Raw genomic sequence first — 22,670 nt, 5'->3', positions numbered from 1 at the left:
AGATGCGCTCACAATTTCGCGCGGTGGCCCGGCTCGTTGCACAGTGAGAGGGCAGATCCTCCGGCTATTCCGGCCATTGCGTCACATCGCGTTGGTTACAATGGCGTATTTCCCGTCACGCAGAGTGAACCATGAAACGTATAATCATAGCCGGAACGATCCTGTTGCTCGCTGGGTGCAGTATCAACCGTCAGGCAGAAATCAGCAGTACGGATGCCCCAAACGGAATTGTGCGCCTCGACTATGGCCAGGCCATGCTGCAAAACGCCTGGTCTGATGAGTATGTTAATAACGGTACGGCAACCAAAGCCTGTCAACATATGGGGTACGCCACTGCGTCAGCCTACGGGCAGCCAATTAAAACCTGCACCCTGATCAGCGGTTCACTCTGTCTGAACGAAAGTGTGACCATTCAGTATAAATGTCAGGGATATGCTGTTACCTCTTCCAGCCAGAATCCGTGGTATTAACCGCTACTGCCAGTCATGCTGGCAGTTTATTTAATAAGAACTAAAACAATTCTCATTAATAAATATAAATATCGGCAATGCGTTTTATTCCCATTCGTATTTTTAATAAAGAAATATTTATTTTACTTTTTGCAAATAATTAAATAACAAATTATAGTGTCGCTCATCGTGAACCAGAATTAATAAACCGGAGCTGCACCATGTTAAAAACTGAAATGATCGACAAGCTCAATGCGCAAATGAATCTTGAGCTTTTTTCTTCCCTGCTTTATCAGCAGATGAGCGCCTGGTGCAGCTATCACAGCTTTGAAGGAGCGGCCGCCTTCCTGCGTCGTCATGCCCAGGAAGAGATGACGCACATGCAGCGTCTGTTTGATTACCTGACGGACACCGGCAGCCTGCCGCGTATTGATAACGTGGCATCCCCTTTTGCCGAATACGGCTCTCTTGATGAACTGTTCCGCGCCACCTATGAGCACGAACAGCTGATCACCCAGAAAATTAATGAACTGGCTCATGCCGCCATGACCAGCCAGGATTATCCAACCTTTAATTTCCTTCAGTGGTATGTGGCTGAACAGCACGAAGAAGAGAAGCTGTTTAAATCCGTGCTGGATAAATTATCTCTGGCAGGTAAATCCGGGGAAGGTCTGTACTTCATTGATAAAGAGCTGTCGACGCTCGACACGCAGAATTAACAGAAAAGCGGTGCTGAGTTTTCAGCACCGTTTTATTTAATGACGGCAAATTTTACTTTCGTGAGTGGAAAATCCGTCTGCTGCCGGAATGAATTTTCCGCGCGCCGCCAGAAACGCCACCAGCTCCGCGGCCGTCATCTCCGAAGCTGAACAGGTATGGAAACGCGCCGCTTCGCCAAAGCGGGCATGTATCGCCTCAACCAGACTCTCCTCCGTATACCGCTCACCTGACTCAATCATCATATTCAGCACGTCGTGTCCGTGAATTGACATGGTTACCTCTCGTAAATAAAAAGCAGACTAAACGCTCCCTCCACGGCACGCTTTGCGCTGGCTCAGGTTACCCTTTTCTTTTTGTAAATTAATTTTTACACCCTATGTAACGGTGATTTGACGAGACCGGGCTTTTCCCTTACTCTGCGCCGCAGAATGAGTCGCGGTATGGAAGCGTTGTAGAGGAAAGCGTGAAGAACAGAACTCTGGGAAGTATTTTTATCGTCGCCGGAACGACAATTGGCGCAGGAATGTTGGCCATGCCGTTGGCTGCCGCTGGCGTCGGGTTTGGGATTACCGTAGTGCTGCTGGGCGGTCTGTGGGCCCTGATGTGTTACACCGCGCTATTATTGCTGGAGGTTTATCAGCATGTCCCTGCCGATACTGGCTTAGGCTCCCTGGCTGCACGCTATCTTGGACGCTACGGGCAGTGGATCACCGGTTTCAGCATGATGTTCCTGATGTACGCCCTGACTGCCGCTTACATCAGCGGCGCCGGGGAGCTGATTGCGTCAAGTATCAATGACGGCTTCGGTGCGTCGCTTTCACCGGAAACAGGCGCCATTGTCTTTACGCTGATCGGTGGCGGCGTGGTTTGCGCGGGCACATCGCTGGTCGATCTGTTTAACCGTTTTTTGTTCAGCGCCAAAATTCTTTTCCTTGTTGTGATGCTGGTGCTGCTGGCACCGCATGTTCACAAGATTAACCTGCTCTCCCTCCCGCTGGAGAAAGGTCTGGCGCTTTCGGCCATCCCGGTTATTTTCACCTCCTTCGGTTTTCACGGCAGCGTACCGAGCATCGTGAGCTATATGAACGGTGATATTCGCAAGCTACGCCGCGTCTTTGTTATCGGCAGCGCCATTCCGTTGATTGCTTACCTGTTCTGGCAGCTGGTAACGCTGGGCAGTATTGATTCCAATACTTTTATCGGCCTGATGGCAGAGCATTCTGGTCTGAATGGATTCCTGGTTGCCCTGCGTAACGTGGTGGCCTCTTCACACGTGGAGCTGGCGGTACATCTGTTTGCAGACCTGGCGCTGGCAACCTCCTTCCTCGGCGTGGCGCTTGGCCTGTTTGACTATATGGCGGATCTGTTCCAGCGGCGCAATACCGTTGCGGGACGCTTACAGACGGGGGCGATGACCTTCCTGCCGCCGCTGGCCTTCTCGCTCTTTTACCCGCGCGGGTTTGTGATGGCGCTGGGGTATGCCGGCGTGGCGTTATCGGTACTGGCCCTGCTGCTGCCTTCCCTGCTGGCGTGGAAGAGCCGCCAGCAACATCCGCAGCAGGGGTATCGCGTGGCGGGCGGTACGCCAATGCTGTGCGTGGTGTTTGGGTGCGGCGTGGCGATTATTCTGGTGCAGATTTTGATTGCAGCGGGGATGCTGCCGGAAGTGGGATAACTTATTTATACAGGTCCTGAGGTACTGTTCCGTTCACCTTAAGATCAACAGAATATAATTTTTTCACAGCATGTGAACGGGATAAGGGGGCCGCCGCGGCCCCCTTATCAATCCCCGCGGCCCCGCGGAAAATTGGTGCTTCGCACTGCGCTCACCTCCCGACCATCTGCCTGCGGTCGGCTCAACTCGACATCCTGTCTCGATTCGCCTCTGGCCGCCATCCATGGCGTCCAGCCCTTGTCATCTGGTCTCCGGTTCGCCGATTTTAGCGGGGACTCAACACCCGTGCCCCATTCAGGCCACAGTAATTAATGATTTAATGCAGGCAGCAGCTTTTAAACTTCTTCCCACTCCCGCACGGGCACGGGTCGTTACGCCCCACCTTCGACCCGTTCACGATCGGCTTTTTCGCTTCCGGCTGCTGCGGGTTAGCCACCCAGTAGTTATACAAGCGCAGCGCCGCAGGCTGAATGCTCTCGATGCTGGCCATATACTCCTCTTCGGTCAGCGCATCCAGCTTCTCGCTGTTCTCTTCCGTCCCGTGCAGGGCAATCACCGCCAGGTCCGCTTCCAGCGCTTCCGGCAGGGATGACCAGTCCGTCAGCGCCACGCCGCGCATGTAGCCATAGCACCACTCTTCCACCACGGTATAGCTCTGACCGTCAACGTCGTTATAGCCAAACAGCGGTTCAAACTGATCCGGGTATTCGCTCAAACGCTCGGCAATATCGTTCATGTGCTTAAAGCAGAGATCGATAAAACGGTTCATCTCACGATCGTTTTTCCAGCGAGGAATATATTTCTCACCACCCCAGACCGCCACCAGCCAGGTGTCGGGCTCCACCACAACGGGACCGGAAAGTACTGCGGTAAGCATGCCGTCCAGTTCGGACACGTCAATCACGGATGCATCGTCGTGACCGTAAGAGATTAATGTCTCTTCCAGCCACGCCATCTCGCTTTCATTTAATGGGCCTTCAGCCATTGCTGATACTCCTGATAAAAAAAACGATCCTGACATATATCGCCGCGCGTGCCTATCTGAAGTTTAGGTCTTTATTGCTGCAAAAACGTGCAAATCGTGACCGTTGCACAACTTATGGGCTTTGTTGTTAAGGAGATGTGATCTCCGCTGTAAATTCATATTATCCCGCAAAGGCGCATAAAACGGCGCTCTATACTCAACGTGTTGTGACCCGGTCAAGGGATTAACCATTCTGGCAACCTTTTTGCTTAATGTTCTGCGCGCTTCGCGGTGCGTGGGATCCTCGCCGTATTAAGCATGAGATTGCTTCTAAAGTGCATTTTGTTCTCGCTCTTGTTTTTGGATTTACGATGCCATCAGGCGTTCGGGTTTATACCTGGTGCAAAAACCTCTTTGCTAAGGAACATAATAATGTCGCTGAAATTTACCAAAACTCCCCTCTCCCTGGTGCTGGCCGGTTGTCTGGTGACGGCCTTTTCCGCGCAAGCCGATATCGTCATCGGCGTGGCCGGGCCGTTCACAGGCCCGAACGCAACCTACGGCGATCAATACTGGCATGGCGCTACGCAGGCGGCGGAAGACATTAACGCCGCCGGCGGGATCAACGGTGAGAAAATCAAACTGGTTCAGGGCGACGACGCCTGCGAGCCCAAACAGGCCGTCGCCGTTGCCAACCGCTTAGTCGATCAGGATAAGGTGAAAGCGGTCGTCGGCCACTTCTGCTCTTCGTCGACCATGCCCGCCTCCGAGGTCTATAGCGATGCCGGGATCCTCTCCATCACTCCCGGCTCAACGAACCCACTGATTACCGAACGTGGCATGAGCGACATATTTCGCATGTGCGGACGTGACGACCAGCAGGGCCAGGTCGCCAGCGATTTTATTCTTGATAAGCTGAAAGCCAAACGGGTGGTCATCATCCACGATAAAGACACCTACGGTCAGGGGCTGGCGGATGCCACTAAAGCGGCGCTGGCGAAACGCGGCGTTAAGGAGGTGATGTACGAAGGGTTGTCCCGCGGGGAGAAAGACTTTAACGCGCTGGTGACCAAAATCGGCGCACAAAAACCGGACGTGGTGTTCTTCGGGGGCTGTCACCCGGAAGCGGGCCCGCTGGTTCGCCAGATGCGTGAACAGGGCGTGCAGGCGAAGTTCTTCTCGGGAGACTGTATCGTCAATGAAGAGATGGTCACCGCCGCCGGTGGGGCACAGTACACCAACGGTATTTACATGACCTTCGGTAAAGATCCGCGCCTGATCCCGGACGGAAAAGCCGTCATCGAGAAATTCCGCACCGGTAAATTTGAACCTGAAGGGTACACCCTCTACGCCTACGCGTCTGTGCAGGCTATCGCGGCGGCATTCAAGGCCACGAAAGGGACGGATTCCGCAAAAGCCAGCGAGTGGCTGAAGGCCAACCCTGTCGACACGGTGATGGGTAAAAAAGCCTGGGACAGCAAAGGTGACCTCAAAGTCTCTGACTACGTGGTCTACCAGTGGGATGACAAAGGCAAATATAAAGAAGTGCCATAACGGGACGGAATCTGCTCAGCGCCGGCAGGTCTGACTGTCGGCGTAACCCTTTATTCAGGTGCGCGACCATGAGTACATTCTTTCTGCAACAATTAATTAATGGCTTAACGCTGGGGTCGGTCTACGGTCTTATCGCCATCGGCTACACCATGGTGTACGGCATCATCGGTATGATCAATTTCGCTCACGGCGAAGTGTATATGATCTCCGCCTATCTCTCGGCCATTGGCCTGGCCCTGCTGGCGTTTTTTGGACTCCACTCCTTTCCGCTGCTGATCCTGGGAACGCTGGTTTTCACCATCGTGGTCACTGGCGTTTATGGCTGGACGATTGAGCGCATCGCCTATAAGCCGCTACGCAACTCGACGCGTCTGGCGCCGCTGATTTCGGCCATCGGGATGTCGTTGATACTGCAAAACTACGTCCAGCTCAGCCAGGGCCCGCGCCAGCAGGGCGTGCCCACCATGCTTGATGGCGTGCTGCGTTTTCACCTTGGCGAAGGGTTTGTCCAGATAACCTATACCAAAGTCTTTATCCTCATCGCCTCGTTCGCGGGCATGCTGGTGCTGACCTGGATTATCAACCGTACCCGCTTAGGACGCATGTGCCGTGCGGTACAGCAGGATCGTAAGATGGCCTCCATCCTGGGTATCAACACTGACAGAATAATTTCGCTGGTGTTTGTTATCGGCGCAGCCATGGCCGGGCTGGCGGGCGTGCTGATCACCATGAATTACGGCACCTTTGATTTTTACGTCGGGTTTGTTATCGGCATCAAGGCCTTTACGGCGGCGGTGCTGGGCGGCATCGGCTCTTTGCCCGGTGCGATGCTTGGCGGGCTGATTCTGGGCGTCGCAGAAGCGCAATTCTCCGGGATGGTGAACTCGGATTATAAAGACGTGTTCTCGTTTGGATTGCTGGTCTTAATTCTGATCTTCCGTCCTCAGGGGCTGCTGGGCCGCCCTGTCGTGGCTAAAGTGTAAGGAACAACGCGATGACCTCTGACGGTTTTTCCCTGAAGCGCTGCATTCTGGACGCAATTTTTTCTGGAATGATCGCCCTGATTATTTTCGGCCCGATTGCGGGTGTGATACTGGATGGTTACAGCTTTACCTTTGACGGCCAGCGGCTGGCGTGGATTGTTGGCACGGTGATGGTGGGACGTTTTTTGCTGAGCGCCTTTTCAGCTACGGCGGCCGGAAGACGTTTACAGACGCGGTTTGAATCCGACAATGCGGGCGTGTATGTCCGGCCGCCGGCGTATAAAAGCCGCATGCGCTGGATCATTCCGCTGATTGTCACGCTGGCGATCTGCTTCCCGTTTGTAGCAACGAAATACCTTCTGACGGTTGCCATTCTCGGACTGATCTACGTCCTGCTCGGTCTTGGGCTGAACATTGTTGTTGGCCTGGCAGGGCTGCTGGATCTGGGTTATGTCGCCTTCTATGCCATCGGCGCTTACGGGCTGGCGCTCGGGTATCAGTATCTGGGGCTTGGGTTCTGGAGCATGCTGCCGCTGGCGGCGCTAATGGCCGCGGGCGCAGGCGCCCTGCTTGGCTTTCCGGTGTTGCGCATGCACGGGGATTATCTCGCCATCGTCACGCTCGGGTTTGGCGAGATCATCCGCCTGGTGCTGAACAACTGGCTCACCTTCACCGGCGGGCCAAACGGCGTTTCAGCCCCTGCCCCAACCTTTTTTGGCCTTGAGTTTGGCCGACGCGCCAAAGAAGGCGGCGTCCCCTTCCACGAGTTCTTCGGCCTGACCTATAACCCCAACATGAAGTTTATTTTCATCTATGCGGTACTTTTCCTGGTAGTCATGCTGGTGCTCTACATTAAACACCGGCTGACCCGAATGCCCATTGGACGGGCGTGGGAAGCGCTCCGTGAGGATGAGATTGCCTGCCGTTCCATGGGGCTGAATCACGTTCTGGTCAAACTCTCGGCCTTCACCCTGGGCGCATCGACGGCAGGTATCGCCGGGGTGTTTTTTGCCACCTACCAGGGGTTTGTTAACCCGACCTCTTTCACCTTTTTTGAATCGGCCCTGATCCTCGCCATTGTGGTCCTGGGCGGGATGGGCTCCACCGTCGGCGTCGTACTGGCCGCCTTTGTGCTGACCGTCACGCCGGAACTGCTGCGCAGCTTTGCGGAATACCGGGTGCTGCTGTTTGGCATGCTGATGGTGGTGATGATGATCTGGCGTCCTCGCGGTCTGATCCGCATCAACCGCAGCGGATTTACCGTGCGTAAAGGAGTGGCGCCATGAACGCAACGATTTTACGTGTAGAACATCTGATGATGCACTTCGGCGGGATCAAGGCCTTAAACGACGTCAATCTTGAGGTGCAGCGCGGCTCCATTACCGCACTCATTGGGCCTAACGGCGCAGGAAAAACGACCGTCTTTAACTGCCTGACCGGTTTCTACCGGGCCTCCGGCGGCAACATTCTGTTCAATGCACGAAATAAAACCACCAATGTCATTCAGGTGCTCGGCCAGAAATTCCAGCCGGGCGACTGGCTCAACCCGGCGCAGCTTGGTCAACGCCTGTTCTATAAAATGTTTGGCGGCACGCATCTGGTGAACCGCGCGGGTCTTGCGCGCACGTTTCAGAACATCCGCCTGTTCCGCGAGATGTCTGTTGTGGAAAACCTGCTGGTGGCACAGCACATGCGCGTCAACCGCAATCTGCTGGCGGGTGTGCTGAATACCCCTGCGTATCGTCGGGCAGAAAACGATGCGCTGGACCGGGCGTTTTACTGGCTGGAGGTGGTGGATCTGGTGGATTGCGCGAACCGTCTGGCCGGGGAAATGTCCTATGGTCAGCAACGACGCCTCGAAATCGCCCGCGCCATGTGTACCGGCCCGGAGATGATTTGTCTCGATGAACCTGCTGCCGGCCTGAACCCGGTGGAGACGCACAAGCTGAGTGAGATCATCCGGTTCCTGCGCGACCACCATGACATCACGGTTTTGCTGATCGAGCATGATATGGGGATGGTGATGGGCATTTCAGATGACATCATTGTGCTCGATCACGGCGATGTAATTGCCAGAGGTAAACCGGCTGAGATTCAGCACAATGAAAAAGTGATTGCCGCGTATCTGGGCACCGACGAAAGCGAGGTAAATCTGTGAGCGAACCGATGCTTCAGTTTCAGGATGTGGATGTTTTCTACGGGGTGATCCAGGCGTTGAAGCAGGTTTCGCTTGAGGTTAACAAAGGGGAAACCGTGGCCCTAATTGGCGCTAACGGCGCGGGGAAGTCAACATTACTGATGTCTGTCTTTGGTCAGCCCCGGATCCGCAACGGGCAGATCCTCTTCTGCGGCGAGGATATCAGCCACAAATCTACCCACTATGTTGCCACCGGCGGCATCGCGCAGGCACCTGAGGGACGACGCATTTTCCCGGATATGTCTGTAGAAGAGAACCTGCTGATGGGGACAATCCCCGTCGGCAATCAGCATGCAGCGGAAGATATGCAAAGCATGTTCGACCTCTTCCCTCGCCTCAAAGAGCGACGTAACCAGCGGGCGATGACGCTTTCAGGCGGTGAACAGCAAATGCTGGCTATCGCCCGCGCGCTGATGAGCCGTCCTAAACTTCTGCTGCTGGATGAACCCAGCCTCGGCCTCGCGCCAATCGTGGTTAAACAGATCTTCCAGACGCTGCGCGAACTGGCCCGTAACGGAATGACGATTTTTCTGGTCGAGCAGAATGCGCACCACGCGCTGAAGTTGTCCGACCGCGGCTATGTGATGGTTAACGGCCAGATTCGGTTAAGCGGCAGCGGCGAGGCGTTGCTGAAGGATCCGGAGGTGAGGAAGGCGTACCTGGGTGGAGTGTGAAACGAAAAGGCTATAGTGAGAAAAACTCACAGTGATTGCCATTATTAATCGTTTTTCTGATGCGACCGCATTCAAATATCATCTTCACGACCCGCCTTTGCGCGGGTCGATAAAACGTTCAGCCGCAAACTGAATAATAATGATAAGAGGATCCGGGGCAAATATGACACTTGATGCGTTATATCAGTTATTGAAAACTGTATTACCACCTGACACCGATTCAGCCGATGATTTACAGGATTTTATGGCCATGCTTATGGCGACGAAACATCACTCTGAGGCTCTGTCACCGTTTGCGCAGCGCGTATACATGCTATCCGTTGCCCATCGCGACCCTAAGCAAGCGGCTGCGCTGATTTCAGCCTGTCATCCTGAAGCAGGAAAGCCCCTTCCGCTGCTCGACTTCTCCGGCTGGCCGGACGTGCGTTACGCCACGTCGGGTGAATTACAGACGCCCGAGACTGAAGAATATTTTCACAGAATTTCGTCTGCCGCCACGCTATTACGCGCGGCAATCATTGACGCTGAGCAACAGAAAAACACGCCAGCATTTTATATTCTGGATAAGGTACTCAGCCTGAACAGCGCTTTGCCAGAACGTTATAAAAAGATGGCAAACATATCTTATTCATAACGGTATTAATAAACCCGACTGTCATCGTATTCCAGATAATCGATATCCAGCGCCGGAACGACCGGGGTATGGTTTTGCAGCCAGGCCAGAAGATGCTGAATGCTCTCTCTTTTGAGTGAATTTTTTGGCCAGACGAGGTAGTAGCCATCCCCTGTCGCAATAGCTTCCCTGAACGGCAGGCCCAGCAGGCCGCTTTTCAGGGCATCAAGCGTGAGATGCAGGTCGGCGATAGCGATGCCGTGCCCGTTCATCGCGGCAATACTTCCCTGTTCAAGGGTATCGAACACCATACCGCTGCTCATATCGAGCCCCGGGAACAATCCTGTTCTTCGCAGCCAGCGCCGCCAGTCACGTCTGTCGGGTGAAGGATGGATCAAATCACATTGCGGAAGCCGTTGCCGGGCCGGTTCGATAAGTGATGGAGTACAAACCGGGATAAGCCATTCATGAAAAAGCAGCTGACTTTCCGTTGTGTCACCAAAACGGCCATTACCAAGAAGGATGGCGCAGTCGTAGGGCTCAAGATTGAAATCAACGGTATCAATGTCCATCCAGACGCTGGCAATCTCAACCTGTGGTTTTGCATGGTTGTTGCGAAAAGATCGCAGCACGTCGAGAAGCCATCTCATGGTCAGGGTGCTGGGTGCTTTTAACCGCAGCAGGTGGTTTTCACTGCGAAATGCCCGGCAGGCCCATTCAATGCTCGTGAAGCTCTCGTTCAGCTGTCCGGCAAGCACTCGCCCGGCTTCAGTGACCTCCACGCGAGGACCTTGCCTTTTGAAAAGCTCGCAGTCGAACCACAGTTCAAGGGTACGAACATGTCTGCTGACCGCACCCGGCGTAATATTGAGCGTTTCAGCGGCTTTACTGAAGGAGTTCAACCGCGCAGCAACTTCAAACGCACGCAGTGCATACAATGGCGGTAAAGACATAACGTCCCTTAAATGAAAATTTCATTATGCTAAAACTTGTTCCGGGGCAACGCCAGCAAGTAAATTATGGAGAAAAACAATGATCCCCAATATACCGAGTCATATCGATAGGGGTCAAAATCGATATGCAAAAAGCTGCGGACAAACTCGTAGCCATTAGCAAAGATGTTTATCTGAACGGCTGCAACAGCGATTACAAACACCATATATGCGATAAATAGCGGGTATTTATGCAGCCTGTTAACTTTTAGTTTCCCGAGATAAAGCAAGAAAAAAATTGCAACAGATACAACAAAATAGACGATGGCAGGCCAAACGGGTGGATGAAGCGAAAATTCTAATTCTTGTGACATAATCAATTCTCTTTAGCTATCTGGTACATCTGCCATCCCGTAATGCTCCCAGTGGTCAAATCCAGCGCCATTGCGGTTTTAGATGCCTCTTGTCAACCGTAGTTCATATCCTGTACGTTCGAGAGCTTGTCGCCGGAGAACAATGTTTTGATCATTTGTTGATACCCTTGCCCAGCCCATTTGCAAGCTCTTCCACTTTTTCTAAGGAAAATCCAAATGAAGTTATCTGCGAAGCTGCCGCAGGGCAATCGATGAAACGGAGATATAAGAATTTACGCGATAAGGAAACGCCCTCGACGCATAATGATCGAAAAATTATGGTTGTGCATGGGTCAGGCACGAAAAATAAGATTTGTTGTCAGGAAGGGGGAATTGCAGGCACAAAAAAACCACCTTTCGGTGGTTTCACGACACTGCTTATTGCTTTGATTATTCTGCTTTTCCCATGGTAGCCGGAGTGGGACTTGAACCCACACAGCGCGAACGCCGAGGGATTTTAAATCACGCGTGTTATCTATAGTAATCAGATACATACGTTTAATTTTCACCATTAATTCATAATTTTATGATCAAATGAATCAACTGCTTACGGGTAACAAAAAATCATAATGGCGAAACTTTTTTGGTCCGCTCACCGACAATGGAGTGTTGAAGGCGGAGGTTAAAAATTCTTTCGTTCCGACCAAAACCACACAAAAAAACCAGCCGCTTATGATTGGTTATTCTTCAGTGACGCATGATAAAACTCTACCTATATTGCAGGGCAATCTGAACGTTTATGAATCCGCAGAGTCTAATAAACATGCTCACCAATTAAAGGGTCATCATGACAGCATTCATAATCACTTCTACCGTGGCAGTAGTTCTTGGGTTGATGATATTGAGTCTCATCAAAGTCGGCATTAGTACATCGAATAATCCTGATAACTTTTAATCTTTTTATCTATCAAAACTGTCTTTTAGGACAGAGAAATTCTTATCAAGGATGCAGACAGCAAGATCGCCAGTGCATTCTACGCACCACATATCTAAGTAAAATCTCTTCATCCTCAATTGCTGCTTACACTTCTCTTCTGCCGTTTGCATTTAATAACCCCAATAACCCCAAAATCATTGACACTCGATTAGCGAGGGGTTATTATAACCCCATCAAGACAACACAGAGAGCCGGAGGATGGATAGCAGGAATGCAATAGCAATGATAGAAGCCGATGGGTGGTATCTGGTGAGAGTTAAAGGCAGTCATCACCAGTTCAAACACCCAACGAAAAAGGGGCTGGTAACGGTAAAGCATCCACAGAAAGACATACCGTTACCAACACTGAAAAGCATCAAAAAACAGGCGGGGCTCTAAGCCCCCCTACTGGAGGTTTACATGTTGTACCCTGTTGCTATTGATAAAGGCGATTCATCCTTCGGCGTTCGCGTACCTGATATTCCTGGCTGCTTCTCTGGTGGTGATGATTATCAGGACGCGATCGAAAGCGTACGTGAAGCGATCGAGGCACACATCGAATTACTGGTTGAAGATGGCGAGAACGTTCCGGAAGCAACGACCGTCGAAAACTGGCTATCTGATCCGGAATACACCGGTGCGGTATGGGCCCTGGTTGACGTGGATATAACTCGCCTGATGGGAAAAGCGGAAAAAATCAATGTGACGCTTCCCTCATTACTGATCCGTCGTATCGATCAGTTTGTGGCCGCGCATCCAGAATACGGCAGTCGGTCTGGCTTCTTATCGCGCGTCGCGGCAGATAAAGTAATTGGACGAGAAAAACGATAAGCCTCGAAAGAGGCTTTTAGCGAAAGTGCCCTCTATGTATTCGCGGATCCAGTCAGAAAAAGTGAAAATGAGAATTTCAAAATGAGTAATCAACTATCAAAACGCCATTTACGTGAGTGCTTACAAGCTGAAGTAATGAAAAGCGACAAGAAATTCTCATGGACGCGCGTTTTTCATAAAGCATTAAAGTGCCCTGAGAGACGCTTTAATTTTTGGTGGCGAGTTGCTTCTTATCTTTATAGTTCCGATGCCAAATGGAAAAAACAATTGGCCAGAAGAATTAATAGAAAACTTGTCCAAAAGTACAACACTGAGATACAGCTGCCAGCTACAATTGCACCTGGTCTTCATATAACTCACTTCACATCAGTTGTTATAAACGGATGTGTAATTATCGGACGAAATTTCAAAATAAGACATAACTGTACCATTGGCATTGGTGGGGGGGTAAAGAATGAAAACTCCAGCCCAAGGATAACAATAGGTGATAACGTTGATCTGGGAGTTGGGACCTCGATTATCGGTAACAATCTCACTATAGGCAGCAATGTCACGATAGGCGCTATGACTTTTGTTAATAAAGACATTCCGGACAACACTGTTGCCTACAATGAGAAGAAGTTAATATTAAAATTTAAGCATTCCTGATTATCATGCTGGCAATACAGGCCACTCGATATCTGGTGCATGCGATGTATCAACCCGCATCAACAGCACCCTATATTGCTGCCATGCCAACAGTAAATCTTCCTCTTCATCTGTTGACATGCCCAACTCAACGGCATCTTTCAATGGCTCAATTACGGCAGTGGCTGAGTTCATGAGCGCTTCTTTCTGAGCATCAGCCTCGGCAAGGAGCTGCTCTTTAGTGGCGGTTGGCGGGTCTACAAGGACAGGCTGATCGTAATCATTTACAGTGATTACCTTACCTTTCTGTTGACCTTCCAATAGATACAGGAACCACTTCTCCGAAATTTCAAGTAAATCATTCGGCCACGTACCTGCTAGTAAATAAGCTTGTTTATCTGATTCATGATAAAAACCAATTTCGCTAGGGCTAAAATAAATCCTCATTTCAATATCCTTTAGCAATTAGCATAAATTTACCATCGGCGTTATGAGCATATAATGTGCATCCTGTACGTGAATAAGACGGAACATAAATTACCGAATCATCGCCAGACCCATGCCCTGCCCCATTATATGTAATTACAACTCCTACACATGCATTTGGAAAAGCCGCTGGAAATGTCACGTTAACATTTGTTTTGCTTGGAACGTTTATATTACTCATAACTACTTCCATAACACCTGTTGAAGCATCTTTATGCGTCATGGCATTGGCTGATTTGGTTGCGGTATTTTTGAGGTTGTACCGTGCATCGCTTTCCGCCTTCGTGTAAGCCTGCCCCGCAGGGGTGTAGCTGCCTTTAGGCTGAAAACGCCCGTCACTTTCAGCTTTGGTGTACGCGCCTGTTTTTGGCATGTACCCCGCATCTGATTGTGTTTTGGTGTAATAACGGTTATCAAAATTGGCATAACTTCCCGGATTCACCTGGCCCGGCGCGTTAAAGTTGCCGTTAGTGTCCCATTTGAAATTAATATCCTGCGAGCCACTTCCCTTCATATGCAGGTGCCACGAAAGAACATCTCCGCTAACTAACGTCCCCATTGAAAATGCCCAGGAGTTCTTACCAGTAACGGTTGACTGCTGTTTAATAACCGGATGATACTCACTCGGGTTGGTAGTCGAATACGAGTTAAAAAATGGCGCTTTCGATTTGTACTGTTCAGCCCAGGCGTAGGGACCGGAATAACCTGCCACCATTTCTTTGCCTGCGGTAATTTGTTCGCTTGCAGTGATTGTGTTGTAAACCGATAGCGGCGTTCCTGACTGAAGGGCGCCCGTGGTTAGATTCACATACAGCGGGCGAAGTGAGTTGTAATTACCCAGCGAATCGCCAGAGTTTGTTAACATCAAATAAAGCGTTGTGCCATCATTTCGCCAGAATGCGCCAAAATTACCGTAGGCGATACGCAGGCCATTCGCAGCTCTTGAAACAATTTCACCATGAGCAGAAATTGCCCCCCGGACTTCTGCGGCACCATTAAAATTAAATGATATGGAACCATTTACATTACGTTGCGAATAAAAGTGGTATCCCGTCGCATCTTTAAATTCTAATACTGTCGGTCGGTCAGCATTACCCCAAAGATTAATTATCCCATCAAGAGTGGATGTATTTGAAGAACTGACTTCAAGCTTGCGAGTATTACCTGAACGCAAATACCCATTCGCAATCACATTACCCGTGACGGTCCCACCAGTAATAGGCAGAGCTCCAACCTCCGTCGCGGTTGGTTTTTTGGCTGTTGTATAGAACTCACACCATTCTGTCCACGTGTTATCTGCCGGGTTATAAGATCGAAGGAAAACACGACGAGAACTGAAAGTACGATATTCCTGTACGCAGGCCTCCGCTCCATTTGCACTGGTCTGGTGAACATCCAGTTCGCCGGCTTCAGTAATGGGGTAATTCCTCGCAGTAGTAGCATTGGCAGTTAAAGCCTGATTAAACCGCCCGTACTGCGTACCTCTGACTGTATTCAAATCGACATTACCAAGCGTCCCTCGATATGGAACAGCACCGACTTCAATTGCGGTGGGCTTCTGAAACTCTGTGTAAATTTTTCCCCAGTCACCAAAAACGCCTTGTGGCGTAGAGCCTGCCAGCCCGATTAACGGCGCCTGGCCGCCTTGTTTTGCAATAAGGTGCACCTGAGAGCCTGAGTCATAGGCAAAACTAATCAGGGCAGCATTTCCATATGTCGGCTCCGACTGCACGCCGTAGAAGCCATTCCGCAGAGGTTTTCTGGCATCAGCAGCAGAAAGCAGAATGTCCGAACCATATCCACCTAATCCCATCCAGCCTACAACCGGCACGCGGCCAGCAGTTGCATCTGTTTTTGATGTGACGACGTCTTTAGATGCGGACGTTCCCAGCGCGTCCTTGATCTCCTTAGCGGCTTCTCTGACAGCTTTCGGTGTCGCAGCCAGCGTCTCTGACGAGCTGTCGGTTTCGCTACTGAGCTGCACAAGTCCTTTACGTGAGGTTGTCGCATCATAAACGCCTATGGCTTCGCGAGCCCCTTTTTGTGCAGCCTCCCCTCTCGCCGCTATTTCAGAAAGGTTTTTATCAATGCGCAGGAACAGACCATCTCCGGTCGCTACTTTGAGCTCTACGTTTGCCGCATCAGATACCGCAAGACGGAATTGCAGATTAACGCTGACACCGTTTTCAGGCTTTTCAATGGCAGCACAGTTCGCAACAGAATACAGTTCGCCTGCATCTGTCAGCAGGCCAACTTCCCTGACTACAAATCCACCAACGGCAACCGGAAGTACCAGCTGAGCAAAAAACTGGTTCGCCTGATCCGGAGAAACCTGTAGTGCAGAAATTGCGCTGCGATATACCTCACGCACCAGCTTCGTCTGCGCAGGATCCGGTTTAACGGCCTGCCCGTTCCCGTCCCCCACAACAAAATCTTTGATGATGACGGGCTTCCCGGTTGCAGAGGATTGCGTCTCCAGCTCCTTGCCCCGGTTTGTCAGAATGCTGTAATACTTCTCAGCCATGGTTATTCTCCGGCCTCAATAACAACGTCAATCCAGGCGGTAACAGCACCGCCGGCATAATAAGTTCCCTTCGCACCCAGATCGGCGATCACATCGATAGTGGTCAACAGGCTGCGGAGGTTTTTGGCTTTATCGACCTGGCGCCGTATGCGCTGGTAAAGTGCTTCGTCAACAGCCTGTAAGCTGTAAACCTCCACGCGGAAGGTGTAGGGATCCTTGCGCGGTGTATCCTCCCACCACTCAATCACGGTGGTCGGGAGGCTGACGGCGCTCAGCGACCGCCTGACCGCCCCGGCGGTGCCCCGGTGCTGATGGACATAAGCGGCATCCCTGATCACCTGCCTTTTTTCTTGCTCGGTCCAAGCCTCCTCCCATGAATCCACCGCGAATTCCCAGGCCAGCCATGGCAGCAAATGTGCGGGACAGGTATCAGGATTTTTCACCTTACGTACCATGTCAGTATCCAGCGCCGTGATCAGCTCAGTGCTTGCCTGTTCCTGCGCCCGTTCCGGGTGAATAGCTGAAGGTGGAAGCAGAGATCGAAATTTATCCACTCACTCCTCCTTTACGGGTGACGTTTATCGCGCTGCACCACGGGGCCTGTCCTGCTGCCGCTTCCAGATCAGCCGTCGGGCTGAGCAACTTAACTCTGGATACGCCGGGCTGCTGAAGTGCTGAGTAAATCGCGGAAAGCGGAACGATGGCATTAATACGATGGGAAAGCTGTGTGTAGCTCGTCAGCGTACTTATCGCGTTTTCCAGTACCGTCTGTGCATCCGGACCGTCTGGTATTTCGAGTTCAGCCTTAACGGTATAGCTGGCGATACTGGCACTCTTCACACTGACAAAATCGGTGAGCGGCCTGACTTCATCCGCGCTCAGTGTGTTCATGACAGTTTCAATAAGAATGAGTCCTGCCTGACCGTTCCCTGTGCGCGAGAGCACGTACACATCTACCTCGCCGGGCCGGTTATGGGTTTCAGGCCCGTAGGCGTCCGCATCCAGCACATCGTTATCCGCAGATTTGGCATGAAAGCGATAAGCGTTACGCGCGCCGGCCGTATTCAGCTGCGCCCACGAAAGCTGTATACGTTCCCGGAAAGCGTCGTCGTCTTCATAAACAGGGTCGACAGGGGGAACCGCATCCGGATCGCCGGGATTAATCACCAGACGGGAAACGTTAAAGGCCGCGCCCAGCTGGTCGAGATCGGCCCCTCTGGCACTGGCAAGGAAAACTGCGCGTACTGCGTCGTTAACCCGCTGGAACGCCAGGGTGAGCTGGTAGGCGTTGATTTCACCCTGTTTATACGCCGGGTCAGATTCCACCAGCGCATCAAATTCCGGATCCAGTTCGCGCAGGCGCGCCAGCCAGCGGGTAAAAATGTCAGCGGCATCCGGTACCACGATAGCATCCGGCACCGCCAGGGCGGACAGGTTAATTACGTCATAGCTGCTTGCCATAAATCGGTATGCCTCCGGTGCTGACAGGAAGATTGTTCTGTTTGTTAATCCCTTCGATATCCACCACACACCCCGTTTCGTCAGCAGGGAAAGAAACGACAACGCGCGTGACCTTAAGCCGGGGTTCCCAGCGTGCCAGCGCCGAGGCGGTCGCGGCGATAATGCGAAGCCTGGTCAGGTCATCACGAGGGTTATCAACCAGCGAAAACAGGTCACTGCCATAATCACGGATCAGTACACGGCTGCCGACGGGCGTGGAGAGAATATCGCTGACGGACTGGCGCAGATGATCGCTACCGGACAGGCGTTTCCCGGTCCGGCTGTTTACACCGTTCATAGTATTTTCCGTATCTGTTTGTCGGATGGCTGAGAGTTATCCGAAGTAATCCGTGCCGGTCTTATCCTTGCTGCCGGATTTTTTTAGGGATTTCGCAGGCTTGCGAATATCAACCACCAGGTTGTATGTGAAACTGAAACCCGCAGGTGTCAGGGAAAACACCAGCGACTCAACCACCCAGGCGCGATCTTCCCGTTCGCCAAAGCCGGACGTGGATACGCCAGACTCTGCCGTAAGAGGAACGTGTCTGGGTCGGCAGGGCCCCGTTACTGTCATTTTTTGTTCATTGCGGCGGGCCTGCGTTTTTTTCGCTTTGGCCTGCTGATCGGCAGTAGCTTTTACAGGCTGGGTATACGGGTTAGCCATTGAGGGACCATCATGATCAACCGTGGTGGTTTTGGTCTTCCCGTCAGCCTCATCGTAATAACGTACGCCGATTTTGCCTGAAGACTTACCACTGCTGGCGGTGGCCTTCCCTGTCGAACTGCCCCGCTCTCCTTCGCTGTAAGACCAGTTTGACACCTCTTCTGGTGTGATAATCAGAGCTGCGGTCTGTTCGCCGGACGCATTTGCCGTGGCTCCCTGACGCAGAAAGAGCCAGTATCCGCCCGACGGTTTACTGACAGCATTCCATGTTCGGGCCAGGCGCGTCAGCAGATTGGCGTCCGATTCTGCCACCTGGTCAACGTGGTCGATATGAATGTCGGCCAGCTCTGCGGCCACTTTTGGTACCAGTCCGTTTTCTTTCGCTACCGTTTTAACCAAATCCGCCAGTCGCAGGTTATCCCAGCTGCGTGTTTTCTGGCTGATCACATCACCCGGTTGTTTTTGCGCGTTCATTGGCGCAGCGGTGGCATAAATTTCGATACGACGTGGCGGGCCGCTGCTGGCCACGCCGGAAACCACGAACCAGCCCTTATCCACCAGATGATCATTAAAACCCAGCGCCACGCGAAGACGAGCGCCTTTTGTCGGAAGGGGGAGCGTTTCCGAGAGCAGGGTGATTTTCAGCTCATCTGCTTTTGCCGTGGCACCTCCGTAATCAGTCAGCGTCAGCTCTGCCAGGCATTGTTGCAGCGCACGGGTAATATCTTTTCCTTCAGCGCTGACGCTGAAAGCGGGAGCATATTCCGGTTTAACAATCTGATCTGCCATTTTTAATCCCACAGGCTGTAAGCAGAAGCCTGAACCGGCGGAGCCAGATCCGGTAAAGTGATAAACAGACCTGAAGGATAAACGGCCCCACGGTCAGCCAGTCCAGGATTCGCTTCAAGAACCTGCGTCACAATATAAGAAAGGTTCTCTGTGCCGTAATGCGTCGAGCAGATCGCATCCAGCACATCACCGTCACGGGTTTGATATGTCATCGGCATAATGTTTCAGCGTCATCGTCCAGTTTTTGTTTCGGTGGCCGCCGCCCGGCAGGAATCGGCTGGTCGTATCTGAGAAGTCGATCACCACCCACCAGCCCAGGACATCTCCTTCACCGCTGACCAGCTGCTGAGGCTGATTCTGGTCTGCCAGGTCGAAGAGATCGTTAACAGCATCCACCCCCTTGCGAAAGAAAGCATGCGATTCCCCTTCAAGCCGGACGGTTCGCCCGGGCTTGCCGGTATACTGCAATAAATCCTGCTTCCCGATCCGCTCCTGTTCGCTCCATCGCCAGCTGGCCTCGCGGGTCAGCTGGTTGTATGCCGTGGTGTCGATCGAAAAGGCAAAATCGCCCAGCATCATCATCACCCGGGCGGCCTGAGCCCCCCGAACAGCGCTGGACTGAAACTGCCCGTAGTCTTCAAAGACAGGAATAATTTCACTCACCAGATTTGTCCTCCGTCCAGCATGCTGCTGTCACCGTTAAATACCGGACTGGTTTTAGTCACCGCGACAACTTCATCCCCGATCGCCTTTTCATCCTGACCAGGTGTGCCATGTATCTCATAATGAAATTCGAAACGACGGTTGTCGGTCAGTTGTCGGGGAGGTGGCGCTTTGTCCGCAAAATCCAGCTTCTGAAGTAAAGTTTCCCAGTAACTACTTTCCACTTCACCTGACAGTTCTGCCGGTCTGTCTGAAACAGGATCAGGAGGCTGTCGGGAGTTAATCTCAGGCGGTAAGTGCAGGACGTCTGCGCTTTTATCCCTGTAACGTTCGTTACCCCTGAATAAATCCTGCGCTTTGTCAGTCCCCGGTAACGAATCGACATCAACATTCACATCCGGGATACGCTGTGCCGGGTATTTTGAATTCCCATCAGATCTTTCCTCTGCTGCTGTCCAGTTAAGGGAAGGATAAACGTCGACATTGACCACCGGCTTATCCGCGGAGATGTTGTCTGCGGATCCCTTCGGTTTTTCCGCTGCGGGCCAGACGCTACTTTTTTCAAACGAGGGAAAGGAAGGCAGTCTGTAATTATTCCAGGCGCCGGCAGTGCTGTCGGATGTTTCATGTCCCGGTTGCACAGCCGTCTCCTGGTTCTGGTTCAGTGCTGAATCCCAGGAGAACGGCGCGCCGTTGCTTTCCGGCGCCACGTATTTATCGAGCGTACTGTTAAAGGTGTCATCGTCGTCGCGGAAAAATCCCCGGGTGTCCCGGTACGATTTTTTCACATCATCAGGCAGGTCCGGCTTTTCCTTCAGTTGCTGCTCAAACCATTCGCCCTGACCGTTGCGCTGCGCCGTCATGCGCGCAATATCAACCGAGCCGGTCATCGCCAGCGATTTGAGTACGTCCCGCTGATCGCTTCTCTCATCCGGTAAAAGCCAGGACAATTTTTTCGCCAGCGCGTAGGCCACTTTTCCGACGAACACAATGCCCTGGCCGAACGTCAGCACGCCGGGGTAAAGATCATTACGCAGGAAACTGACAATGCGTTTGATCCCGCCCCCCTTAAACCACTCCGCCATATCATCCGTCAGCCGGCGGATATCCGGTGCCAGCTCGTTTCCCAGCTGCCCTGAGATTTCCGCTACAGCAGAGGAGAAGACCGTGCGCAGGCTGGTGATGGCGCGGTTGCCCTCCATCGCCCCTTCAGCCCCCTCTTTCGTGACGAGGTTATAGCGCCGCTGCTCGTCCATCAGGTCACGGTAGCTTTTGCCGGACTGCTTCAGCAGCATCAGCAGTTTGCTGGCCTCGCCGCCAAACAGCGAATCCAGTGCAAACGACGCTTTCGACTCGTCCTGCATGCTGAGCGCACGCTCGACGATTTTTTCGAACTGCGCCATATCGCTGAGGCCGGCAAAATCCCTCGCCTTAAATCCCAGCGTTTCAAACGCATCCTGAAGGGAACCCTGCTTGCCGTTCTGCTTGTACTCTCCTGCCTTGTGAAGATACTCCTCGAACAGGTCGCCGATGTTCTCCCCGTTCATGTCGTACTGCTTCGCGAGCGTGTCCCAGGCATCAAACGTCGGGATATCGACGCCATAGCTTTTCGCCACGCCGGCCCGTCGGGCCGTTTCTGCATTGGTGGCCGCCGGTGCAATCAGGGTACCCAGGGCGGAAGCCACCACGCCACCGCCGCCAATCGCCAGCCCGGGAGCCACCATCCCGCCCAGCTGTCCGGCCATACCGAGCCCACGGCGAAACAGCCCTTTCCCTGCCCCCTTGAAGGCGGCCAGCCGTTGCGTCTTCTGCATCTGCTGATTCAGCTTCTGCTGTTCGGCCTCCGTCTTGCGGATTTCACGGGAGACGTCGCTGTAACGCCGTTTAAGATCGCCAAGATTTTGCCCGGCCAGCTTCGCGCGCTTAATCTCAGCCGCCAGCCTGGCCTGGTCTTTCGTCAGTTTTTCTGACTGCTTTCCGACGTCCTTCAGGCTTTTTTGCAGGCTGTTCGCTGAACGGCTCCAGGAGCTGTCGATACTGCCGCCAAAGGTAATGACGGCCTTAAGGTTCTGGCTTAATCCGGCCACGATTTACCGCCTCCACTTCGTCGGTGAGAAAATCCGAAAACACACTGAACGGCATATCCAGGTATTCCGTCATGGGAAAATGCAGGCGCCGTCCCAGAAAACGTATCGCCCGCATCAGCCCTCTTTCGGTCGCTTCTCGGGCGGGAGCATAAAAACATTAAACGCGTCCAGCAGCTGGGCATAATCTGCCGCAGTCAGTTGCCAGATATCCTGTTCGCTGAGGTTGCACAGCAGCGCAATCATGCGCGCCTCTTTTTCTTCTTCACTGCCGCGGTCTTTGGAAAAGGCAATGCGGTCACGGACCAGCGGCTCGCGCAGCGTCACCTGTTCGAGCAGGCCACCGTTCTCAAAGGAAACAGGGGAATACAGTTTGATAACGCGTGTTTCACCAGGAAAAGACATGTTGATC

At 52.4% G+C, this 22,670-nt stretch carries 27 protein-coding genes; 13 read left to right on the top strand and 14 right to left on the bottom strand.

Annotated elements, in window-relative coordinates:
* Positions 1 to 131 precede the first annotated feature (131 nt).
* Together yecR and ftnA are read left to right on the top strand one after the other, a co-directional pair.
* The gene (gene yecR, locus SK53_RS02975) at positions 132 to 470 is read left to right on the top strand and encodes a YecR family lipoprotein (RefSeq protein ID WP_003859678.1); all 339 of its coding nucleotides are present in this window, start codon (positions 132 to 134) and stop codon (positions 468 to 470) included.
* Positions 471 to 670: 200 nt separating this feature from the next.
* Positions 671 to 1,168, top strand: a complete 498-nt coding sequence (gene ftnA, locus SK53_RS02970; RefSeq protein ID WP_003859676.1) for a non-heme ferritin — start codon at positions 671 to 673, stop codon at positions 1,166 to 1,168.
* A 36-nt stretch (positions 1,169 to 1,204) separates the two neighbouring features.
* On the opposite strand, the gene SK53_RS02965 is transcribed toward ftnA, so the two are convergent.
* Positions 1,205 to 1,441: a YecH family metal-binding protein gene (locus SK53_RS02965; protein ID WP_003859673.1), complete on the bottom strand. Its 237-nt coding sequence runs from the start codon at positions 1,439 to 1,441 to the stop codon at positions 1,205 to 1,207.
* Positions 1,442 to 1,632: 191 nt separating this feature from the next.
* On the opposite strand from SK53_RS02965, the gene tyrP reads away from it, so the two are divergent.
* Positions 1,633 to 2,844, top strand: coding sequence for a tyrosine transporter TyrP (gene tyrP, locus SK53_RS02960; RefSeq protein WP_032645646.1), 1,212 nt, complete (start codon positions 1,633 to 1,635; stop codon positions 2,842 to 2,844).
* A 316-nt stretch (positions 2,845 to 3,160) separates the two neighbouring features.
* On the opposite strand, the gene SK53_RS02955 is transcribed toward tyrP, so the two are convergent.
* Positions 3,161 to 3,829: a YecA/YgfB family protein gene (locus SK53_RS02955; RefSeq protein ID WP_003859671.1), complete on the bottom strand. Its 669-nt coding sequence runs from the start codon at positions 3,827 to 3,829 to the stop codon at positions 3,161 to 3,163.
* A gap of 411 nt (positions 3,830 to 4,240) precedes the next feature.
* On the opposite strand from SK53_RS02955, the gene SK53_RS02950 reads away from it, so the two are divergent.
* The 6 genes from SK53_RS02950 to SK53_RS02925 all read left to right on the top strand — a co-directional run bounded on the left by SK53_RS02950 (position 4,241) and on the right by SK53_RS02925 (position 9,850).
* Positions 4,241 to 5,362, top strand: a complete 1,122-nt coding sequence (locus SK53_RS02950; protein WP_003859669.1) for a branched-chain amino acid ABC transporter substrate-binding protein — start codon at positions 4,241 to 4,243, stop codon at positions 5,360 to 5,362.
* A 68-nt stretch (positions 5,363 to 5,430) separates the two neighbouring features.
* The gene (locus SK53_RS02945; RefSeq protein WP_003859667.1) at positions 5,431 to 6,345 is read left to right on the top strand and encodes an ABC transporter permease subunit; all 915 of its coding nucleotides are present in this window, start codon (positions 5,431 to 5,433) and stop codon (positions 6,343 to 6,345) included.
* A gap of 11 nt (positions 6,346 to 6,356) precedes the next feature.
* Entirely contained in the window at positions 6,357 to 7,631 is a 1,275-nt protein-coding gene (gene livM, locus SK53_RS02940) for a high-affinity branched-chain amino acid ABC transporter permease LivM (protein ID WP_003859664.1), read from the top strand.
* Entirely contained in the window at positions 7,628 to 8,503 is an 876-nt protein-coding gene (locus SK53_RS02935; protein ID WP_003859662.1) for an ATP-binding cassette domain-containing protein, read from the top strand. Before livM ends, SK53_RS02935 begins: the two co-directional genes overlap by 4 nt.
* Entirely contained in the window at positions 8,500 to 9,216 is a 717-nt protein-coding gene (locus SK53_RS02930; RefSeq protein ID WP_017384431.1) for an ABC transporter ATP-binding protein, read from the top strand. Before SK53_RS02935 ends, SK53_RS02930 begins: the two co-directional genes overlap by 4 nt.
* 163 nt (positions 9,217 to 9,379) lie before the next feature.
* Positions 9,380 to 9,850 carry a hypothetical protein gene (locus SK53_RS02925; RefSeq protein WP_023314369.1) on the top strand — a complete coding sequence of 157 codons (471 nt, stop codon included), beginning with the start codon at positions 9,380 to 9,382 and terminating at the stop codon, positions 9,848 to 9,850.
* A gap of 5 nt (positions 9,851 to 9,855) precedes the next feature.
* On the opposite strand, the gene SK53_RS02920 is transcribed toward SK53_RS02925, so the two are convergent.
* Positions 9,856 to 10,782 carry a LysR substrate-binding domain-containing protein gene (locus tag SK53_RS02920; protein ID WP_022651459.1) on the bottom strand — a complete coding sequence of 309 codons (927 nt, stop codon included), beginning with the start codon at positions 10,780 to 10,782 and terminating at the stop codon, positions 9,856 to 9,858.
* A gap of 29 nt (positions 10,783 to 10,811) precedes the next feature.
* Complete coding sequence (locus tag SK53_RS02915) at positions 10,812 to 11,135, bottom strand: hypothetical protein (protein WP_003859653.1); 324 nt, start codon at positions 11,133 to 11,135, stop codon at positions 10,812 to 10,814.
* An 826-nt stretch (positions 11,136 to 11,961) separates the two neighbouring features.
* Here SK53_RS02915 and SK53_RS24015 point away from each other — a divergent pair.
* The 4 genes from SK53_RS24015 (at position 11,962) to SK53_RS02900 (ending at position 13,569) form a co-directional block, all read left to right on the top strand.
* Positions 11,962 to 12,069 (top strand): YnaM/YnfT family protein, encoded by a 108-nt coding sequence (locus SK53_RS24015; protein ID WP_350360576.1) that lies wholly within the window; start codon positions 11,962 to 11,964, stop codon positions 12,067 to 12,069.
* Between the two features lie 240 nt (positions 12,070 to 12,309).
* Entirely contained in the window at positions 12,310 to 12,489 is a 180-nt protein-coding gene (locus SK53_RS02910; RefSeq protein ID WP_012906750.1) for a type II toxin-antitoxin system HicA family toxin, read from the top strand.
* 21 nt (positions 12,490 to 12,510) lie between these two features.
* Positions 12,511 to 12,921, top strand: a complete 411-nt coding sequence (locus SK53_RS02905; RefSeq protein ID WP_048208489.1) for a type II toxin-antitoxin system HicB family antitoxin — start codon at positions 12,511 to 12,513, stop codon at positions 12,919 to 12,921.
* 81 nt (positions 12,922 to 13,002) lie between these two features.
* Positions 13,003 to 13,569, top strand: coding sequence for a serine acetyltransferase (locus tag SK53_RS02900; protein WP_045345254.1), 567 nt, complete (start codon positions 13,003 to 13,005; stop codon positions 13,567 to 13,569).
* 3 nt (positions 13,570 to 13,572) lie between these two features.
* Here the strand turns inward: SK53_RS02900 and SK53_RS02895 are convergent, their stop codons facing one another.
* The 10 genes from SK53_RS02895 to SK53_RS02850 form a co-directional block, all read right to left on the bottom strand.
* Positions 13,573 to 13,995, bottom strand: a complete 423-nt coding sequence (locus tag SK53_RS02895; protein ID WP_032634116.1) for a tail fiber assembly protein — start codon at positions 13,993 to 13,995, stop codon at positions 13,573 to 13,575.
* A 1-nt stretch (position 13,996) separates the two neighbouring features.
* Positions 13,997 to 16,558 carry a phage tail-collar fiber domain-containing protein gene (locus SK53_RS23860; protein ID WP_053070160.1) on the bottom strand — a complete coding sequence of 854 codons (2,562 nt, stop codon included), beginning with the start codon at positions 16,556 to 16,558 and terminating at the stop codon, positions 13,997 to 13,999.
* A 2-nt stretch (positions 16,559 to 16,560) separates the two neighbouring features.
* Positions 16,561 to 17,112: a phage tail protein I gene (locus SK53_RS02885; RefSeq protein ID WP_048208486.1), complete on the bottom strand. Its 552-nt coding sequence runs from the start codon at positions 17,110 to 17,112 to the stop codon at positions 16,561 to 16,563.
* Positions 17,105 to 18,019, bottom strand: a complete 915-nt coding sequence (locus tag SK53_RS02880) for a baseplate assembly protein (protein ID WP_048208484.1) — start codon at positions 18,017 to 18,019, stop codon at positions 17,105 to 17,107. Before SK53_RS02880 ends, SK53_RS02885 begins: the two co-directional genes overlap by 8 nt.
* On the bottom strand, positions 18,003 to 18,356 hold the full coding sequence (locus tag SK53_RS02875; protein ID WP_048208482.1) for a GPW/gp25 family protein: 354 nt from the start codon (positions 18,354 to 18,356) through the stop codon (positions 18,003 to 18,005). Before SK53_RS02875 ends, SK53_RS02880 begins: the two co-directional genes overlap by 17 nt.
* A 36-nt stretch (positions 18,357 to 18,392) precedes the next feature.
* A complete protein-coding gene (locus SK53_RS02870; RefSeq protein ID WP_048208480.1) occupies positions 18,393 to 19,511 on the bottom strand; it encodes a contractile injection system protein, VgrG/Pvc8 family in 1,119 nt (372 codons plus the stop codon).
* A 2-nt stretch (positions 19,512 to 19,513) separates the two neighbouring features.
* Positions 19,514 to 19,723, bottom strand: a complete 210-nt coding sequence (locus SK53_RS02865; RefSeq protein WP_048208479.1) for a tail protein X — start codon at positions 19,721 to 19,723, stop codon at positions 19,514 to 19,516.
* Positions 19,704 to 20,165, bottom strand: coding sequence for a phage tail protein (locus SK53_RS02860; RefSeq protein WP_369794028.1), 462 nt, complete (start codon positions 20,163 to 20,165; stop codon positions 19,704 to 19,706). Before SK53_RS02860 ends, SK53_RS02865 begins: the two co-directional genes overlap by 20 nt.
* Before the next feature lie 5 nt (positions 20,166 to 20,170).
* The gene (locus SK53_RS02855; RefSeq protein WP_048208477.1) at positions 20,171 to 22,261 is read right to left on the bottom strand and encodes an AAA family ATPase; all 2,091 of its coding nucleotides are present in this window, start codon (positions 22,259 to 22,261) and stop codon (positions 20,171 to 20,173) included.
* 114 nt (positions 22,262 to 22,375) lie between these two features.
* Positions 22,376 to 22,663, bottom strand: a complete 288-nt coding sequence (locus SK53_RS02850) for a phage tail assembly protein (protein ID WP_023299869.1) — start codon at positions 22,661 to 22,663, stop codon at positions 22,376 to 22,378.
* Positions 22,664 to 22,670: the final 7 nt, after the last annotated feature.

Source organism: Enterobacter sp. MGH119 (genome assembly GCF_001037675.1).
Lineage (GTDB): Bacteria > Pseudomonadota > Gammaproteobacteria > Enterobacterales > Enterobacteriaceae > Enterobacter > Enterobacter hormaechei_C.
Note: the sequence above shows the minus strand (reverse complement) of the source record. Positions and strands in the feature narration are given on the sequence as shown.

Excerpts from the sequence above, each read along its gene's own strand:
- yecR (WP_003859678.1), top strand. The coding sequence starts at position 132 with ATGAAACGTATAATCATAGCCGGAACGATCCTGTTGCTCGCTGGGTGC.
- ftnA (WP_003859676.1), top strand. The coding sequence starts at position 671 with ATGTTAAAAACTGAAATGATCGACAAGCTCAATGCGCAAATGAATCTT.
- SK53_RS02965 (WP_003859673.1), bottom strand. The coding sequence starts at position 1,441 with ATGTCAATTCACGGACACGACGTGCTGAATATGATGATTGAGTCAGGT.
- SK53_RS02955 (WP_003859671.1), bottom strand. The coding sequence starts at position 3,829 with ATGGCTGAAGGCCCATTAAATGAAAGCGAGATGGCGTGGCTGGAAGAG.
- SK53_RS02950 (WP_003859669.1), top strand. The coding sequence starts at position 4,241 with ATGTCGCTGAAATTTACCAAAACTCCCCTCTCCCTGGTGCTGGCCGGT.
- SK53_RS02945 (WP_003859667.1), top strand. The coding sequence starts at position 5,431 with ATGAGTACATTCTTTCTGCAACAATTAATTAATGGCTTAACGCTGGGG.
- livM (WP_003859664.1), top strand. The coding sequence starts at position 6,357 with ATGACCTCTGACGGTTTTTCCCTGAAGCGCTGCATTCTGGACGCAATT.
- SK53_RS02935 (WP_003859662.1), top strand. The coding sequence starts at position 7,628 with ATGAACGCAACGATTTTACGTGTAGAACATCTGATGATGCACTTCGGC.
- SK53_RS02925 (WP_023314369.1), top strand. The coding sequence starts at position 9,380 with ATGACACTTGATGCGTTATATCAGTTATTGAAAACTGTATTACCACCT.
- SK53_RS02920 (WP_022651459.1), bottom strand. The coding sequence starts at position 10,782 with ATGTCTTTACCGCCATTGTATGCACTGCGTGCGTTTGAAGTTGCTGCG.
- SK53_RS02915 (WP_003859653.1), bottom strand. The coding sequence starts at position 11,135 with ATGTCACAAGAATTAGAATTTTCGCTTCATCCACCCGTTTGGCCTGCC.
- SK53_RS24015 (WP_350360576.1), top strand. The coding sequence starts at position 11,962 with ATGACAGCATTCATAATCACTTCTACCGTGGCAGTAGTTCTTGGGTTG.
- SK53_RS02910 (WP_012906750.1), top strand. The coding sequence starts at position 12,310 with ATGGATAGCAGGAATGCAATAGCAATGATAGAAGCCGATGGGTGGTAT.
- SK53_RS02905 (WP_048208489.1), top strand. The coding sequence starts at position 12,511 with ATGTTGTACCCTGTTGCTATTGATAAAGGCGATTCATCCTTCGGCGTT.
- SK53_RS02900 (WP_045345254.1), top strand. The coding sequence starts at position 13,003 with ATGAGTAATCAACTATCAAAACGCCATTTACGTGAGTGCTTACAAGCT.
- SK53_RS02895 (WP_032634116.1), bottom strand. The coding sequence starts at position 13,995 with ATGAGGATTTATTTTAGCCCTAGCGAAATTGGTTTTTATCATGAATCA.
- SK53_RS23860 (WP_053070160.1), bottom strand. The coding sequence starts at position 16,558 with ATGGCTGAGAAGTATTACAGCATTCTGACAAACCGGGGCAAGGAGCTG.
- SK53_RS02880 (WP_048208484.1), bottom strand. The coding sequence starts at position 18,019 with ATGGCAAGCAGCTATGACGTAATTAACCTGTCCGCCCTGGCGGTGCCG.
- SK53_RS02875 (WP_048208482.1), bottom strand. The coding sequence starts at position 18,356 with ATGAACGGTGTAAACAGCCGGACCGGGAAACGCCTGTCCGGTAGCGAT.
- SK53_RS02870 (WP_048208480.1), bottom strand. The coding sequence starts at position 19,511 with ATGGCAGATCAGATTGTTAAACCGGAATATGCTCCCGCTTTCAGCGTC.
- SK53_RS02865 (WP_048208479.1), bottom strand. The coding sequence starts at position 19,723 with ATGACATATCAAACCCGTGACGGTGATGTGCTGGATGCGATCTGCTCG.
- SK53_RS02850 (WP_023299869.1), bottom strand. The coding sequence starts at position 22,663 with ATGTCTTTTCCTGGTGAAACACGCGTTATCAAACTGTATTCCCCTGTT.